The 14,816-nt window shown below is 34.0% G+C and carries 12 protein-coding genes; 4 read left to right on the top strand and 8 right to left on the bottom strand.

Annotation, left to right across the window (positions count from 1 at the left end):
- Positions 1-373: 373 nt before the first annotated feature.
- The gene (locus ABXT06_RS00735; RefSeq protein WP_354589035.1) at positions 374-1,975 is read left to right on the top strand and encodes a L,D-transpeptidase family protein; all 1,602 of its coding nucleotides are present in this window, start codon (positions 374-376) and stop codon (positions 1,973-1,975) included.
- Between the two features lie 66 nt (positions 1,976-2,041).
- Here the strand turns inward: ABXT06_RS00735 and ABXT06_RS00730 are convergent, their stop codons facing one another.
- The 3 genes from ABXT06_RS00730 to ABXT06_RS00720 all read right to left on the bottom strand — a co-directional run bounded on the left by ABXT06_RS00730 (position 2,042) and on the right by ABXT06_RS00720 (position 6,700).
- Positions 2,042-4,471 carry an ABC transporter permease gene (locus tag ABXT06_RS00730; RefSeq protein ID WP_354589034.1) on the bottom strand — a complete coding sequence of 810 codons (2,430 nt, stop codon included), beginning with the start codon at positions 4,469-4,471 and terminating at the stop codon, positions 2,042-2,044.
- Positions 4,472-4,603: 132 nt separating this feature from the next.
- Positions 4,604-5,311 carry an ABC transporter ATP-binding protein gene (locus tag ABXT06_RS00725; RefSeq protein WP_354589033.1) on the bottom strand — a complete coding sequence of 236 codons (708 nt, stop codon included), beginning with the start codon at positions 5,309-5,311 and terminating at the stop codon, positions 4,604-4,606.
- 144 nt (positions 5,312-5,455) lie between these two features.
- Complete coding sequence (locus tag ABXT06_RS00720) at positions 5,456-6,700, bottom strand: efflux RND transporter periplasmic adaptor subunit (RefSeq protein WP_354589032.1); 1,245 nt, start codon at positions 6,698-6,700, stop codon at positions 5,456-5,458.
- Positions 6,701-6,858: 158 nt separating this feature from the next.
- On the opposite strand from ABXT06_RS00720, the gene ABXT06_RS00715 reads away from it, so the two are divergent.
- Together ABXT06_RS00715 and ABXT06_RS00710 are read left to right on the top strand one after the other, a co-directional pair.
- Entirely contained in the window at positions 6,859-8,208 is a 1,350-nt protein-coding gene (locus ABXT06_RS00715) for a sigma-54-dependent transcriptional regulator (RefSeq protein WP_354589031.1), read from the top strand.
- 99 nt (positions 8,209-8,307) lie between these two features.
- Positions 8,308-9,633 (top strand): sensor histidine kinase, encoded by a 1,326-nt coding sequence (locus ABXT06_RS00710; RefSeq protein WP_354589030.1) that lies wholly within the window; start codon positions 8,308-8,310, stop codon positions 9,631-9,633.
- Positions 9,634-9,740: 107 nt separating this feature from the next.
- On the opposite strand, the gene ABXT06_RS00705 is transcribed toward ABXT06_RS00710, so the two are convergent.
- From ABXT06_RS00705 to ABXT06_RS00685, 5 genes are all read right to left on the bottom strand, one after another.
- Positions 9,741-10,067 (bottom strand): MGMT family protein, encoded by a 327-nt coding sequence (locus ABXT06_RS00705; RefSeq protein ID WP_263523981.1) that lies wholly within the window; start codon positions 10,065-10,067, stop codon positions 9,741-9,743.
- 134 nt (positions 10,068-10,201) lie between these two features.
- On the bottom strand, positions 10,202-10,840 hold the full coding sequence (locus ABXT06_RS00700) for a lysine transporter LysE (protein WP_354589029.1): 639 nt from the start codon (positions 10,838-10,840) through the stop codon (positions 10,202-10,204).
- A 41-nt stretch (positions 10,841-10,881) separates the two neighbouring features.
- Entirely contained in the window at positions 10,882-11,559 is a 678-nt protein-coding gene (trmB, locus tag ABXT06_RS00695) for a tRNA (guanosine(46)-N7)-methyltransferase TrmB (protein WP_073408106.1), read from the bottom strand.
- Positions 11,560-11,702: 143 nt separating this feature from the next.
- Positions 11,703-13,085 (bottom strand): ammonium transporter, encoded by a 1,383-nt coding sequence (locus ABXT06_RS00690; RefSeq protein WP_177211239.1) that lies wholly within the window; start codon positions 13,083-13,085, stop codon positions 11,703-11,705.
- A gap of 263 nt (positions 13,086-13,348) precedes the next feature.
- Positions 13,349-13,837 (bottom strand): nuclear transport factor 2 family protein, encoded by a 489-nt coding sequence (locus ABXT06_RS00685; protein WP_354589028.1) that lies wholly within the window; start codon positions 13,835-13,837, stop codon positions 13,349-13,351.
- 235 nt (positions 13,838-14,072) lie between these two features.
- On the opposite strand from ABXT06_RS00685, the gene ABXT06_RS00680 reads away from it, so the two are divergent.
- Positions 14,073-14,735: a hypothetical protein gene (locus tag ABXT06_RS00680; protein ID WP_354589027.1), complete on the top strand. Its 663-nt coding sequence runs from the start codon at positions 14,073-14,075 to the stop codon at positions 14,733-14,735.
- The last annotated feature ends 81 nt before the right edge of the window (positions 14,736-14,816 follow it).

Genomic DNA, 14,816 nt, shown 5'->3' with positions numbered 1-14,816 from the left:
TATATTTATTTAAACTGATTTTAGGGTGCAAAGATAACAGATTAAGTTTGGAAATTAAGCGTTTTTGGATTGTAATTATTGATATTGAGATTATTCAAAATTATTCAACATAACTTTTAGTTGAAAACCGAATTTAAGAATCTTCCCTTTTGATACTTTTATAAAATTTTGATCGATTTATTAGGAATGATTTTTTATAAAAATTTTCTTCTAATTAAATTAAAATTCTCACAAAACTTCGCTATATTTGATTGCCCAAATCGATGATTACCAGATATGAAAAAAATATGTGAAAACTAAGGTTTTTGAGTAATTTATTGGGTTTTCGGTATTTTTTTTAAAGTTGTTTCTACCAATTTAAAACTTTAAAAATATGCGAAATTTTACTTCTTCTTTAATTGTTGTTGCAGTCAGTTTTTTTGCATTTTCATTCAATTCATTTTCTAACAATGCTAAAAGCAAGGCTGATTTGACAAATCGAAAGGCTGTTTCTGTGATTACTCTTGACGCGGCTTCTATTAATGCCTTTTTTAAAAAATATCCTAAGCTTAAAAAATATCAGAAAGATGTTGAGGGGATTTATAAAGCCAAAGAATATAAATCTATTTGGTATGATGATAAAAGTATAACCGAATTTGGATCTTTACTGTACCAGAAAGTAAATGTTTTGAAAGATCAGGGAATTGAAGAAAAAATGCCTTACAAAGAACAAATTGATGAGGCTTTTAACGAGAGTTCTTCCAACAAGCCATCACAGCTTGATACTGAATTACTGCTAACCAGTATGTATGTGTTTTATGCCAGTAATGTGTATTCTGGAGTTGACCCTGCGACATTAAAAAAAATAGGATGGTACCTGCCAGCAAAATCTATTTCATATACTCATATTCTAGATTCATTAATGGTCGATTCTGACCGATTGGATAAAGATGATAATCTTTTATTCAGCCAATATTACAAATTGAAAGATGCGCTGAAAAAATATCGTAAAATAGAAACCGATAATCTATGGCAGAAAATTACGATTGACAGTGCTACTTACAAAGATTTAAGACCAGACGATACAGCTATTGCCATAAAACAAATTAGAAATCGCTTATTTGTAGTAGGAGATTTAAAACAAGATTCTGGAAGTGATATTTATGACGAAGAATTAATGGCGGGAGTTTTAAATTATAAAAAAAGATATAACCTGAAAATAAATTATGCCCTAACGAGAGATATTGTCAATCAGATGAATGAGCCGATTAGCAAGAGAATAAGAACCATTATGCTGAATATGGAAAGATGCAGATGGATTCCGACGAAATTGGCAAAAGCAGAAGAGTATGTAATGGTTAACATTCCTTCATTCAGATTGTTTTATGTTAAGGACGGAAAGTATGATCTCGTTTCGGATATTTTTGTTGGAAACAGGCTTAGTGAGACTGTAATTTTCAGCGGAAATATGGATCGAATTGTTTTTAGTCCGTATTGGTATGTGCCAACGAGTATTATTCAGAATGAATTAAAACTTCAGATTGCAAATGATAAAAATTATTTGGCAGATCATAATATGGAATGGAATGGAGGTAAAGTGCGACAAAAACCAGGACCAAAAAACTCTCTCGGATTAGTGAAATTTATGTTCCCGAATCCGAATGATATTTACATGCATGATACACCAGCCAAAAGTTTGTTCGAATTTGAAAAACGTACTTTTAGCCACGGCTGTATCAATGTAAAAGAAGCCAAACAGCTTGCATTGCATATTTTAAAAGATGATCCAGATTGGCCGGCAGACAAAATCGATAGCGCTATGAACGGAGGAAAAGAAACAACTTGTATGCTTAAACGCAAAATTCCGGTTTATATAGGTTATTTTACCTGTTGGGTTCAGGACAATGGAGAAGTCAATTTTTTTCCAGATGTATACGATCGTGACCAAAGTCTGGATAAGCTGATTTATAATGATGCTATTACAATGAAAGATTAAAAATAAAAAGCCCGACTGATTTTACTGAAATCTGTCGGGCTTCTTTAAAAAAAATGGTCTACAAGCTTATTCGTATTTTAGATATTTTAAAACGTCTATTCTAGTAACCTGAAATGCTTTTGTTAAGACAATCACTAAAGTTAAAAGCAAAAGTGAAATCAGGGCAATTACGAACGGAATTGTCGATATTCCAATTCTAAAAGCGAAATCCTCAAGCCATTTCTGTAATAATATATAAGCAGGAACAATTCCGATTGCAAATCCCATAAAACAGAAAACAATATATTGTTTCGATAATTCTTTTAAGAGTATGTCTGTTTCAGCTCCTAAAGTTTTTCGAATGGCGATTTCTTTCAGTCTTCTCTCCATCGAAAATGATGCCAAAGCAAACAATCCGAACACAGCAATTACGATTACAACCAAATTTAGGATAAAAAATAGGTTTTTTTGTTTCACTTGCTCAGCATAAGTCTTTGCAAATCCTTTGTTAACAAATTCGTAATCAAACGGATAATCTGGATTTACGTTTTTCTCCCAATATAATTTCAATTTATCTAGCGTTTCTGTTAAATTATTTGGAGAAACCTTTACAAGCACATTTCCAAAGTTATTCCATTTTAAAGTTTTAAGATTTATAAAAACCATTGGCGGAACTTTATTTTGTAATCCCATTAAATTGAAATCTTTCACAACGCCAACAATTTTAAACTTTAAATTATCGCCACTTCCGATGCTCCATCCTGAGGTAATAACTGTATTAATTGGATCTTTTAGGTTTAACATTTTAACCAATGTTTCATTCATAAGCATACCACTTATGGTATCTGAAGCGTATTGAGGAGATAAATCGCGACCTTTAACGATTTTTATTTTCATCATATCTAGGAAACCAAAATCCATTTCAATGTTTTTTGGCTGTACAAAAATCCCATTGTGCTTAAATCCTGAACTTGAACCTGAGTTGCCTCCAAAGGCTCCTGCAAAGGTAGTAACATCGACAACCCCTGGAATTTTTTTAATTTCTTGTTTTGAAACTAAATAATCATCTGTCCTTTTGAGTCTGTCTACAGTATTGTAAGGAATAGAAATTACCTGATCGCCACTGAAGCCCAAATCTTTCTCCATCATATATTTTACCTGAGAATTGACAATTAGCGCTCCAATGATAAAGAAAGCCGCAATTCCGAATTGAAAAATAAGCATCGAATTCCGAATCCAAATGCCACCTTTGCTACGTGAGAAATTACCTTTTAAAACTTTTAGAGTTTCAAAATTTGAGATATAAATGGCAGGGAAAATACCCGCAAGAACGATAACTAATCCAAATATAAAAATGAGCTGCAGGTAGAATTCACTGCCATTCATAGTCAGTGTTTTGTTTAAAAAATTGTTGTAATATGGCAATGAAAGTTCTACAATTGCTAATGCAAACAAAATAGCTAATGTTACAATTATTGCAGTTTCGAAAATAAACTGAATAATAATCTGGTTTTTTGAAGCGCCTACAATTTTGCGTACTCCAACTTCCTTTGCACGTTTTATAGCCGATGCTGTTGCTAAATTGATATAGTTAACCAATGATAAAACTAAAATCAAGACAGATAGGCCCGCCATGATATAAAGCAATTTTAAATTTCCTACACCTTCAGGATAGTTTTGCCCAGCAGAACTTTTGGTTCCGTAAAGACGAGACGTTTTCAATTGATCTAAAATGACTTTTATTTCGCCATTTTCTTTAACATATTGTTCAACAGTCATACCGCTTTCTTTGGCATCTTTAACAGTTCTATTTACAAAATAAACATTTTGCATTTTCTTTAAAACAGTAGAAACATTTGCATTTTTCTTGGTTTTAATTAATAAACCATAATTAAAATTTCCCCATGCATCTAGGTCGCCTTCTCTTTTCACATCACTAAAAACAAAAGAAGGTTCTATAGATGATGGTTTACTAATGCGGTATACCGATTTTATGGTATAGTTTTTATTGCTATAAGAAATAGATTTTCCGATAGGATCTTCATTTTTAAAGATTAATAATGCCTGTTCTTCAGAAATTGCAACACTATTTTTTTCTTTTAGAATATTGGTTTTGGCACCTTTAATAATTTCAAAAGGGAAAAATTCAAAGAAATTTTCATCACTAGAAAGGATGTCTTTTGTCATCAGTTTTTGATCCTGATATTTAATTATGTCTTCATCGTACCAAGTATGAAAGAAGCACACATTTTCTATCTCTGGAATAGAAGCTTTGCAAGTTTCACCAAACGGAATAGAATTGGAACCCCATGTGTCTCCATTGCTAAGTCTATTAAGAACCATGTAAGTATTCTCTTTTTCAGGATTCCATTGATCATAAGAATGCTCATTGTTCCAATATAAAATGGCAAAGATTACGCCCGCAATCCCGATGCTTAGTCCCAAAACATTTAAAAACGAAAACAGTTTGCTTTGCTTTAAATGATATATAAATATTTTAAACCAGTTAAAAATCATTTTGATGTATATTTTTTATAGTTGATATGGCTGTTTTGGTAAACCTTTCGGTTTTAAATCATAGTAAATATTTTGCACACTAATTCTACCAGAACCACAAGTGCAGTAACAATAATTTTAATCATCACTTTGTTATTTAGCGTCCATAAAAACATCAACATTTCGTTGATTTAACTTTTCAGAAAATATAACTCCGTCTTTCATGTGAATGGTTCTTTGCGAAAAAGAAGCATCATAATCAGAGTGGGTAACCATCAAAATGGTAGCGCCTTTAGCATGCAAATCGGTTAAAAGTTCCATAACTTCATTACCGTTTTTACTGTCTAAGTTTCCTGTTGGCTCATCGGCCAAAATAATTTTCGGATCGTTTACCAAAGCTCTTGCCACGGCAACTCTCTGCTGCTGTCCTCCGGAAAGCTGTTGCGGAAAATGTTTCAAACGATGAGAGATATTTAATTTTTCAGCAATAGCTTCAATTTTCTGTTTTCTTTCAGAAGCTTTTACATTATTGTAAAGCAAAGGCAATTCAATATTATCATAAACAGAAAGCTCATCGATTAGGTTGAAGTTTTGAAAAATAAAACCAATGTTTTCTTTACGTACTTGAGCTCTTCCTTTTTCTTTTAATCCGATCATTTCTTGATCTAGTAATTTGTAGCTTCCGCTATCTGCACTATCCAAAAGTCCGATAATGTTTAATAAAGTTGATTTTCCACAGCCTGAAGGTCCCATGATAGTTAGAAAATCTCCTTTTTTTATTTCTAAACTGATACCGCTCAAAGCAGCAGTTTCTATTTCTTCTGTTCTAAAAACTTTGGTTAAATTCTGAATTGTGATCATAATTTTTAAGGTTTTGAAATGTTATTAAAATCGTTTTTTGATTGATGATTGAAATGATGATTTTGTTTTTGTTTGTTTCTGGTTTCAAGTTTCATGTTCTTTTCGTTGCGTTAACTTGAAACCTGAAACTTGAAACAAAACAAACTATTCTTTATTTAGAGAAAGCTCTTCAATATCTTTATAATCGGTATAAGAAGAAGTAACTACAGATTCGCCTTCTTTTAAACCTTCTAAAACTTCATAATAGGAAGGATTTTCACGGCCTAATTTGATATTTCTTCTTACGGCTTTGTTTCCGTTTACTACAAAAATCCATTTTCCTGCTGCTTCCTGATTAAAAGCGCCTCTCGGAATAACTAAAGTTTTGTTCTTTTCAGATAAAATTAATTTTACGCCAAAGCTAAGTCCGTCTTGAAGTACAATGTTTTCTTTAGATGCAAATGCCAATTCTACAGTAAAACGCCCGCCTTTAACTTCAGGAATTACCTTAGTAACAATAACTTCAAGATTTTTACCTTTAAATTCTACTTGTCCTTTTAATCCTTCTCTAAGTTTTTCTAGATAAAATTCATCAACTTCGGCAGTCAATTTGTATCCTTTATTAGAATCAATTTTTCCGATGCTAGCGCCTGCCTGAAAAGTTTTTCCTAAAACAGGTTCAAAAGAAGTCAATCGTCCTGTTTCTGGCGCTGTAATTAAAAAGTTCTTTTTGTTATTTCTAAGAATATCCAAACTCTTTTCCATGGTCTGGATAGAACGGTTTATTTGAGAAATCTGAACCTGATTGCTTTGTTTCTCTTTTTGAATGCTCTGCTGAATTGTTTTTTTGCGCTCTTCCTGAAAACGAAGGCTTTCTTTGAAAGTGTTCCAGTCGTTTTTAGAAATTACATCTTTCTCATACAGCTTTGCATTCATATCATATAATCTCTTTGCGTCGTTGTAATCATGTTCAATCAAAACTAAATCTTTGTTTAAGTTTAATTCTTGATTTCTAATGTTTAGTTTTCCTGTATTCAAATTGTTGATTTGCTCAATAATCGCAGTTTCTTGAGTCAGGTAATTCAATTCTGTGTTTGGGTTGTATAAACGAGCCAGCGATTGTCCTTTGGTAACCATTGCGCCATTTTCTACAAAAATCTCTTTTACAGAACCTCCCTCAGTAACGTTTACCAGCATCACATTCAAAGGTTCTACTTTTGCTTGAAAAACTACGAAATCTTCAAAAAAGTTTTTTTCTGCTTTTTGAATTACTAGCTCGTCTGCTTTTACATTTAAAGTTCTTTTAGTGTTAAAAGCAAAAACCGTAACAGTAAGCAAAACTAAAAAAACAGCAATTGCTATTGCGAGATATCTAAATTTTTTATTTTTACGAGGAATTACCGTGTCCATTTTTTAATTATTTTACTGATAATCAATAGGTAAATACTGTGCCATAAAATTTATTATTTGTAAAGCACTGATTTTAAAAGGGCTTGAGGAAACACTTCAAAAAAGCAGTGTCCGATAATGAACAGTTGACCGTTCGGAAGCGGACAAAAAAAAGCCACATGAGAAAAAAACTAGCCCAAATATTAGTTGTCGATGATCAGGAAGAAATTCTTTTTTCTGCAAAAATGATTCTTAAAAAACATTTTGAAACCATTTTTACAACCAATAGCCCTAAAAAAATCATTTCAATCTTAAGCGAAAATGACATAAATGTGGTCTTGCTGGATATGAATTATAGAATTGGTTTTGAAGATGGGCGAGAAGGAATTCATTGGCTAAAAGAAATCAAAACGCTTTCGCCGCAAACTATTGTGATTTTAATGACTGCTTTTGGTAAAATAGAAACTGCTGTAGAAGGCATTAAAATTGGTGCTTTTGATTATGTTCTAAAACCTTGGAACAACGAAAAACTATTAGAAGTTATTGATAAGGCTGTTGCCGAAAGCAGAAAAAACAGTAAAAAAACAGCTGAAAAGGTAGAAAAAACCGAAAAGAAATACTTTGTTGGAACTTCAGCCAAAATAAAACAGGCTTATTCTATAGCCGAAAAAGTAGCGAGAACAGATGCTAATGTTTTGATTTTAGGTGAAAATGGAACAGGAAAATATGTTTTTGCTGAATTTATCCATCAGCATTCGGAGAGGAAAAATCAGCCTTTTGTGCACGTAGATTTGGGTTCGTTAAGTGATAATCTATTCGAAAGCGAACTTTTTGGTTATGCCAAAGGAGCTTTTACCGATGCTAAAGTTGATACTCCAGGACGTTTCGAGAATGCCTCAAACGGAACTATTTTTTTGGATGAAATCGGAAATATTCCACTTCATCTTCAAGCGAAACTGCTTCATGTTTTGCAAACCAAAACCGTAACGCGTTTGGGAGAAAGTAAACCAAGACCGCTGAATGTGCGCGTTATTGCAGCAACAAATAGCGATATTAAAACAGAAGTAAAGAATAAAACTTTTAGAGAAGATTTACTTTATCGAATTAATACAATGGAAATCAATCTTCCGTCTTTGCGTGAAAGAAAAGATGATATTGTACCGATGGCAAACTTTATTCTGGAACAGATTGCCGAAAAATACAATCAGGGAAATTGGCATTTTGAGGATAACGCAGCGCCATATCTGGAAAAATACCCGTGGAAAGGTAACGTCCGTGAAATGGAAAACAAAATCGAACGCGCTTTGATTTTGGCAGAAAACAATACGATTTCGGTAATGGATCTGGATATTTTGGACTTTGAAGAAATTCAAGAAAACGATGAAAATCCGTTATCAGAAATGGAAAAAGGAGCGATTGAAAAAGCACTTTTTAAGCACAACGGAAACATCAGTAAAACAGCTGAAGAATTGGGTTTGTCTCGTGCCGCTTTGTATAGAAGAATAGAAAAATACGATTTGAAGAATTAGAACGAATAATTATTTTGCCACAGATTAAAAGGATTTTCACAGATTTAAAATAAAAAATCTTTTTTAATCCTTTTAATCTGTGGCAAAAAAAAATAATAAATGAAGAACTGGAAATTTTATAACGCCTTGTTCGTGAGAGTCGTGTTTGTTATGGCGCTCTTTCTTTGCAGTGCATTATTGTTGTATAAAGGATTTCGATTCAATGCGTTGTTAGTTGGAATTTTTGTTTTGATTTTTCTGTTCGAAATGTACTTTTTTGTCAAAAACCAATTGCTGTTTTATGACAAAACCATAAACTCTATTCTGCATGACGATTTTTCAGCTCACTTTCCCGAAGAACATAAAAAAGACAACTTCAATAGCCTTTATCTTTTGTATGATACTTTAAAGCTTCAGAAGCAAGAGCAGATTTCTAAAGAATTAATCTACCGTTCGATTTTGAACAGTATTGATACTGCAGCATTAATATTAGAAAAAGAAAATGACGATTGGACTATTTTTATAATGAATGACTGCTTTTCGAATCTCTTCAAAGTGCCAAAAGTAAGCCATTGGAAATATCTTAAAAATTATCTTCCGGCGCTTTGCAGCGAAATTGAAAATGTTGGTTTTAGTGAACTCAAAACAGCCATTTCCATAAAAATTGAAGATCATGATCTGCAGACTTTTATGCTTCAGACTTCGCACACACAAACATATAATAAGGAGTATTTTATTATTTTATTAGACAGTATTCAGCGTGTTATTGAGAAGAAAGAAAAAGAGGCTTGGATAAATCTGATGAAGATTATTTCGCATGAATTAATGAATTCCTTAACGCCCATTCGTGCACTTTCGCAGAACCTGCTTCATATTGTAGATCAGGAAGAATTAGAAGAAGATGATTTTGAAGACATCAAAAGCAGCATTTCGACCATTATCAATAGGAGTGATCATTTGCAGTTTTTCGTGGAGAATTATCGTAAACTGGCAATGCTACCAACGCCAAATAAGCAAATGACGCCAATTAATGCTTTATTTGAAGATTGTTTACGAATTATGAGTCCGATTTTGAAGGAAGAAAAAATTGAGTTGATAAATGAAATACACAGCTCACGTTCGATTTTGATTGATAAAAATCAAATGGAACAAGTAATTATCAATTTGATTACCAATAGTATTCATGCTTTAAAAGAGAAAACAGAAAAGAAAATGATAATCTCGAGCTATACCGAAAACAATCGCTTTTTTATTGTGATTGCAGATAACGGAAAAGGGGTTGATGCTGAGATTAGAGATAAAGTTTTCTTGCCATTTTTCACTACCAGAAAAGATGGAGCAGGAATTGGATTAACACTTTCTAAAAATATTATAGAAGCTCACGGAGGTTATCTAAGCTATCAAACCGACGAAGATAAAACAAGTTTTGTGATTTGCTTGATCTGAAAATAATGATGTGAAACTACCTTTGTCACCCTGAGCGAAGTCGAAGGGCTTATTACATGATTGGGCTTCGACTCCGCTCAGCCTGACAGATGAGTTATGACTGTTTTTTAAATCTCAACTTCAGGTTTCCAGAAATGTTTTTCAAAATCTACAATCTGATTGTTTACGACTTTGATTCCTTCGTTTTCTAAAAGCTGTTGCATTAAATTGGTTCCGTCAAAATGATGTTTTCCTGTCAGAAGTCCTTTTTGGTTTACGACTCTATGCGCAGGAACATCGTCCATATTATGACAAGCATTCATTGCCCAGCCTACCATTCGTGCAGAACGAGCCGTTCCTAATGCTTTCGCGATAGCGCCATAAGAAGTAACTTTTCCAAACGGAATTTGTCTGGCGATTACATACACTCTTTCGAAAAAATTCTCTTCTGCCATGATTTTGTTTTTTTTTGCCACAGATTAAAGGGATTAAATAGATTATTTGCAAAAAATCTTAAAAATCTGCGTGAAAAATGTTTAGCCACAAAGTAAAAAAATCTTTTTAATCTGTGAAATCTGTGGCTATAAAATTATCCGAAGTAATAATTCAGAATATTAAAAAGTGTTGCAAGAGCAACCAATCCTGTAATAGATCCGATAATGGTATTCATATTTCGCATGAAGTAATCGGTTTTCTTTTCTATTTTTCCGAAGAAAGCAATGTAACTATATAAAATTGCAAAAGCCCCAAGAACTGAGCCTAATACAAAGGTTAAAATAATAGTATTTTCAAATACAAAAAGATGATACGAAGCAAGCGTTACACTTATTACAACATAATAAGGAATCGGAAAAAAGTTTAATCCAGAAAGCAGCATTCCGAGAAAGAAACTGCTTTTTTTGCTGGTTTTCTTTAGTTTCGTTTTTTTCTTTGCTATCGGATCTTTTGCAAAAAAGAAAAAATAAACAGTTAAGATAGAAAAAATGATAAAACCAGCTTCACGCAATAATATGACAACATCTGGACGATTGTCTATCACACGAGCAAATAATACCGCAATGTAGGCCTGAAAAAAAATAATTAAAACCGCGCCAATTACAAATGACAGCGCATTCTTTTTCCCTTCTTTCATTTTGATTTTGGCAGCCGTCATATTGAGCAATCCAGGCGGAATAGTCCCAATGGCAGCGGCAATAAAACCTGAAATTAAAGGAGTAAGGTAGGTCATTTAGTTATTAAATCGGTTAGATAAAGGTTTCAAAATTAAAGTTAGTCTTTAATTTTGAAACGAATATACGTAATTGCCTTATTAATTTCTAAATATTGTTTTTCGTAGAAAGTCTGAATAGAAGTTACAACCTCTGGACTTCCTTCGTTTTTGTAAACATTATGATTGGCATACAAAACTTCGTGACCTTCACCGTGAAGCAATCCTAAAGTATAACCGTGCATGAATTCACTGTCGGTTTTAAGGTTTACAACACCGTCTTTTTTCAAGATTTTTTTGTACAATTTCAAGAACTCAGAATTCGTCATTCTGTGTTTTGTTCTCTTGTATTTGATCTGCGGATCTGGGAAAGTAATCCAGATTTCGTCAACTTCGCCTTCTGCAAAAATATGATTGATCAATTCAATTTGTGTACGAACGAAAGCCACATTATGAAGTCCGTTTTCTACAGCAGTTTTAGCACCGCGCCAGAAACGAGCGCCTTTAATGTCAATTCCGATAAAATTTTTGTTTGGGTATTTTTCTGCTAATCCAACAGAATATTCTCCCTTTCCGCATCCTAATTCTAAAACTAATGGATTATCATTTTTAAAGAAATCAGAATTCCATTTTCCTTTTAAAGGCATTAAATCGCCTACAACTTCTTCTCTGGTTGGTTGAAAAACGTTTTGAAATGTTTCGTTTTCTCTGAATCTTTTTAGTTTATTTTTACTTCCCACTTTTACAAAAATTTTCCGCAAAATTAAGGAATATAAACGAATGAAATGGCGTAAGTGGGTTTAAATGTTTTTTTGCCACAGATTTTACAGATTGAAAGGATTTTTCTAATCTGTTTAATCCTTGAAATCTGTGGCATATCTTTTTAACCGTAATGTGGCTCAGTAATGGGTTGCGCTTTTGGGTCAAGAGATTCATCGTGTTGCGACAAATCCAATCCGATATGTTCTGATTCTTCTGAAACTCTTAACGGAATAATGAAATTGGTTACTTTAAACAAGAAATAAGCTCCGAAGAAAGTAAAGATTGAAACTAGAACCAACGCCATCATGTGATGTCCAAAAACATTCCATCCGCCATGAAGTAAGCTTGCATCTTCGCCGTGAGCGAAAATAGCAGTTAGAATCATTCCCATAATTCCGCCGACACCGTGACAAGCAAAAACGTCAAGGGTATCGTCGAATTTTTTAGAATATTTACAATTTACAGCCGTGTTAGAAACCAACGCTGTAATGAAACCGAAGAACATACTTTCTGGAACCGAAACAAATCCTGCAGCTGGCGTAATGGCAACAAGACCAACAACAGCACCAATGCAAGCGCCAAGAGCAGAAACTTTTCTTCCGTTCATTCGATCAAAGAAAATCCAAGTTAACATCGCTGCGGCAGATGAAGTTGTCGTTGTAGCAAAAGCCATAGCAGCAGTTCCGTTGGCAGCAAGAGCAGATCCAGCGTTGAATCCGAACCAGCCAAACCAAAGCATTCCTGTTCCTAATAATACAAACGGAATATTAGTTGGAATATGTTGGCTGTTTTTTCTTTTTCCTAAAACAATAACTCCAGCCAAAGCTGCAAAACCAGAACTCATGTGAACCACAGTTCCTCCTGCAAAATCTTTAACGCCAAAATAGCTTCCTAAAACGCCTGTTGGATACCAAACGGCATGACATAAAGGAGCATAAATGAATATCGTGAATAAACTAATGAAAACTAGATAAGAGATGAAACGAACACGCTCAGCAAACGAACCCGTGATAATTGCAGGACAAATGATGGCAAATTTCATTTGAAACAAAGCAAAAAGCATAAACGGAATCGTATTGGCCAATTGTTTATGAGGCAGAACGCCAACATAATCCATAAAAGCAAAAGTGGTCGGGTTTCCGAAAAAGCTGTAAAAATGATCTCCTGAGCCAAAACCAACTGGTTCTCCAAAAGCCAAACTAAAAGCTACCACAACCCATAAAAGAGTTACAACTCCTAAACAGATAAAACTTTGAAGCATGGTCGAAATAACGTTTTTCTTTCCAACCATTCCGCCATAAAAGAAAGACAATCCTGGTGTCATGATTAAAACCAGACAGCTCGAAGTAAGCATCCAGGCAACATCGGCAGGAACAATATGATCTGTAGTTCCGAATTCTGATAAAACATAATTATTTTCTGTAACTGTTGGCCAAAATGCCCCTATCGTACATACGACGCTTATCATGATAAAGGAGATAATCCAGCGTTTTTCTATTTTCATTTTTAAAATACTTTGTTTAACCCTATTTTTTTTGGGGTCAAAGTTAGAAAAAAATAAAGATTCTTGTTTTTAAGGCTGTTAAAATAGAGGTGTTGGTTTTATTTTGATGGATTTTGTAAAATACAGTTCGTTTTTTTGACAGTATCTTATTCTAAAGTTACAAAAAAGCGCTGTTTTTGCCGAATTAATTAAAATTAATCTGCTAACAGCGCTTCTAATATGCTCAAAAAGTTATGTTTATAATAAGAAAACAGTAAAATGTTTTATTTTTTCTGAAGTTTTGCAATCAAAGCGTCTTCAATTGGTGCTTTTATCTTGGTTACAGCATCAACTTCGTCATTCGGAATCGTCATGGATAAAACATAATGCTGAATTTTCCATTCGTTCCCCACCTTAATCAAAACTCCAGAACCGCGACAGATTTTCATTTGTGTGTCTAGCAATTCGTCAAACCAAGCAATTTTTCCCGATTTATCAAAAAAGATATGACGTTCTAAAGCTTTAAAATTCCAAGTCGTTCCTTTATCGAAAAATGGTTTTGCCCAAACAGCAAATTCTTTTTTGGTCCAATTCTCTGTGGCATCGGTTCCAATGTAAATGGCATCGTCTGCCAATGTACTGAAGTAGGCATCGTATTTTACATCGCCGGCAGCTTTATGCCACGCGTCGAGAGTTTGGTTGATTTTGTTTTTGTCATTTTGTGCATTTGTAAAAGTTGCAGCGAATAAAAGAAGTAAAAGTATTTTTTTCATGAGATATGTTATTTGAGTTTAAAGGTATAATTTTTTTAACGATGGAAGTGAGGTTTCTCGCAATGCTGTTTTTTGAATCTCGCAAAGTCGCAAAGTTTATTTTAAGATGCCTAATGACTATGCACCTCTGCAACTTTGTACCTTTGTTCCTCATTAAATTATCATTAACAATATTCATGTCATTTAATCTCTTAAAAAACTACTATATTTGATTCTCAATAAAAATACCCCAGTCATGAAGGCAAAATTACTTATAAGTTCACTCGCTGTGACTTCTCTATTGTTCGTTTCCTGTAAAAAGGAATTAGAACCGCAAGAAAGTACAGCAAACTCCGAATTAGTAAGGTTAGGACTTGCAAAAGATACAACTAAACCAGCTGCGCCAGTGGTGCAAAACCCTGCAGCGAACCCAAATACAGTTTTAAGCGATACAAAAGGAATCAATCCTGCTCACGGACAGCCAGGACACCGTTGCGATATTGCCGTTGGAGCGCCTTTAAATTCTGCGCCGACACAGCAAGTGCAGGCAACTCAAGGACAAACTGTGCAAGTAAATCCGAGTCAGCAGCAGAAAATGGTTACGACTACAACCACTACGCCAGTAAAAGTGGCAAAAGGAATGAATCCGCCACATGGACAACCAGGACATAGATGTGATATTCCGGTTGGAGCGCCATTAAATTCGCCTAAAGCGACAACAACTGCAACAACGACAAATACGGCTCAAAGCGGAACGGTTACGCAGAATTTCTCAGTTTCACCGCCAGCATCAAATCCAGTTCCAGCTTTGTTAAGCACAGAAGGAAATGAAGCAACAGTTGCAGAAGGAATGAATCCGCCACACGGAAAACCAGGTCACCGTTGCGATATTGCAGTTGGAGCTCCTTTACCGAAATAATAGAAAAGCGACAAAGGTGCAAAGTAACCAAGGATCTAAGTTTTTTCCTTTGTTACTTTGCACCTTTGTGCCTTTGTCACT

The sequence above is a fragment of the Flavobacterium sp. UW10123 genome (assembly GCF_040538975.1).
Classification (GTDB): Bacteria; Bacteroidota; Bacteroidia; order Flavobacteriales; family Flavobacteriaceae; genus Flavobacterium.
The sequence above is the reverse complement of the archived record's forward strand: the minus strand, read 5'-3'. Positions and strand labels throughout refer to the sequence as shown.

Coding starts and splice junctions, on each gene's coding strand:
- ABXT06_RS00735 (WP_354589035.1), top strand. CDS start 374: ATGCGAAATTTTACTTCTTCTTTAATTGTTGTTGCAGTCAGTTTTTTT.
- ABXT06_RS00730 (WP_354589034.1), bottom strand. CDS start 4,471: ATGATTTTTAACTGGTTTAAAATATTTATATATCATTTAAAGCAAAGC.
- ABXT06_RS00725 (WP_354589033.1), bottom strand. CDS start 5,311: ATGATCACAATTCAGAATTTAACCAAAGTTTTTAGAACAGAAGAAATA.
- ABXT06_RS00720 (WP_354589032.1), bottom strand. CDS start 6,700: ATGGACACGGTAATTCCTCGTAAAAATAAAAAATTTAGATATCTCGCA.
- ABXT06_RS00715 (WP_354589031.1), top strand. CDS start 6,859: ATGAGAAAAAAACTAGCCCAAATATTAGTTGTCGATGATCAGGAAGAA.
- ABXT06_RS00710 (WP_354589030.1), top strand. CDS start 8,308: ATGAAGAACTGGAAATTTTATAACGCCTTGTTCGTGAGAGTCGTGTTT.
- ABXT06_RS00705 (WP_263523981.1), bottom strand. CDS start 10,067: ATGGCAGAAGAGAATTTTTTCGAAAGAGTGTATGTAATCGCCAGACAA.
- ABXT06_RS00700 (WP_354589029.1), bottom strand. CDS start 10,840: ATGACCTACCTTACTCCTTTAATTTCAGGTTTTATTGCCGCTGCCATT.
- ABXT06_RS00690 (WP_177211239.1), bottom strand. CDS start 13,085: ATGAAAATAGAAAAACGCTGGATTATCTCCTTTATCATGATAAGCGTC.
- ABXT06_RS00685 (WP_354589028.1), bottom strand. CDS start 13,837: ATGAAAAAAATACTTTTACTTCTTTTATTCGCTGCAACTTTTACAAAT.
- ABXT06_RS00680 (WP_354589027.1), top strand. CDS start 14,073: ATGAAGGCAAAATTACTTATAAGTTCACTCGCTGTGACTTCTCTATTG.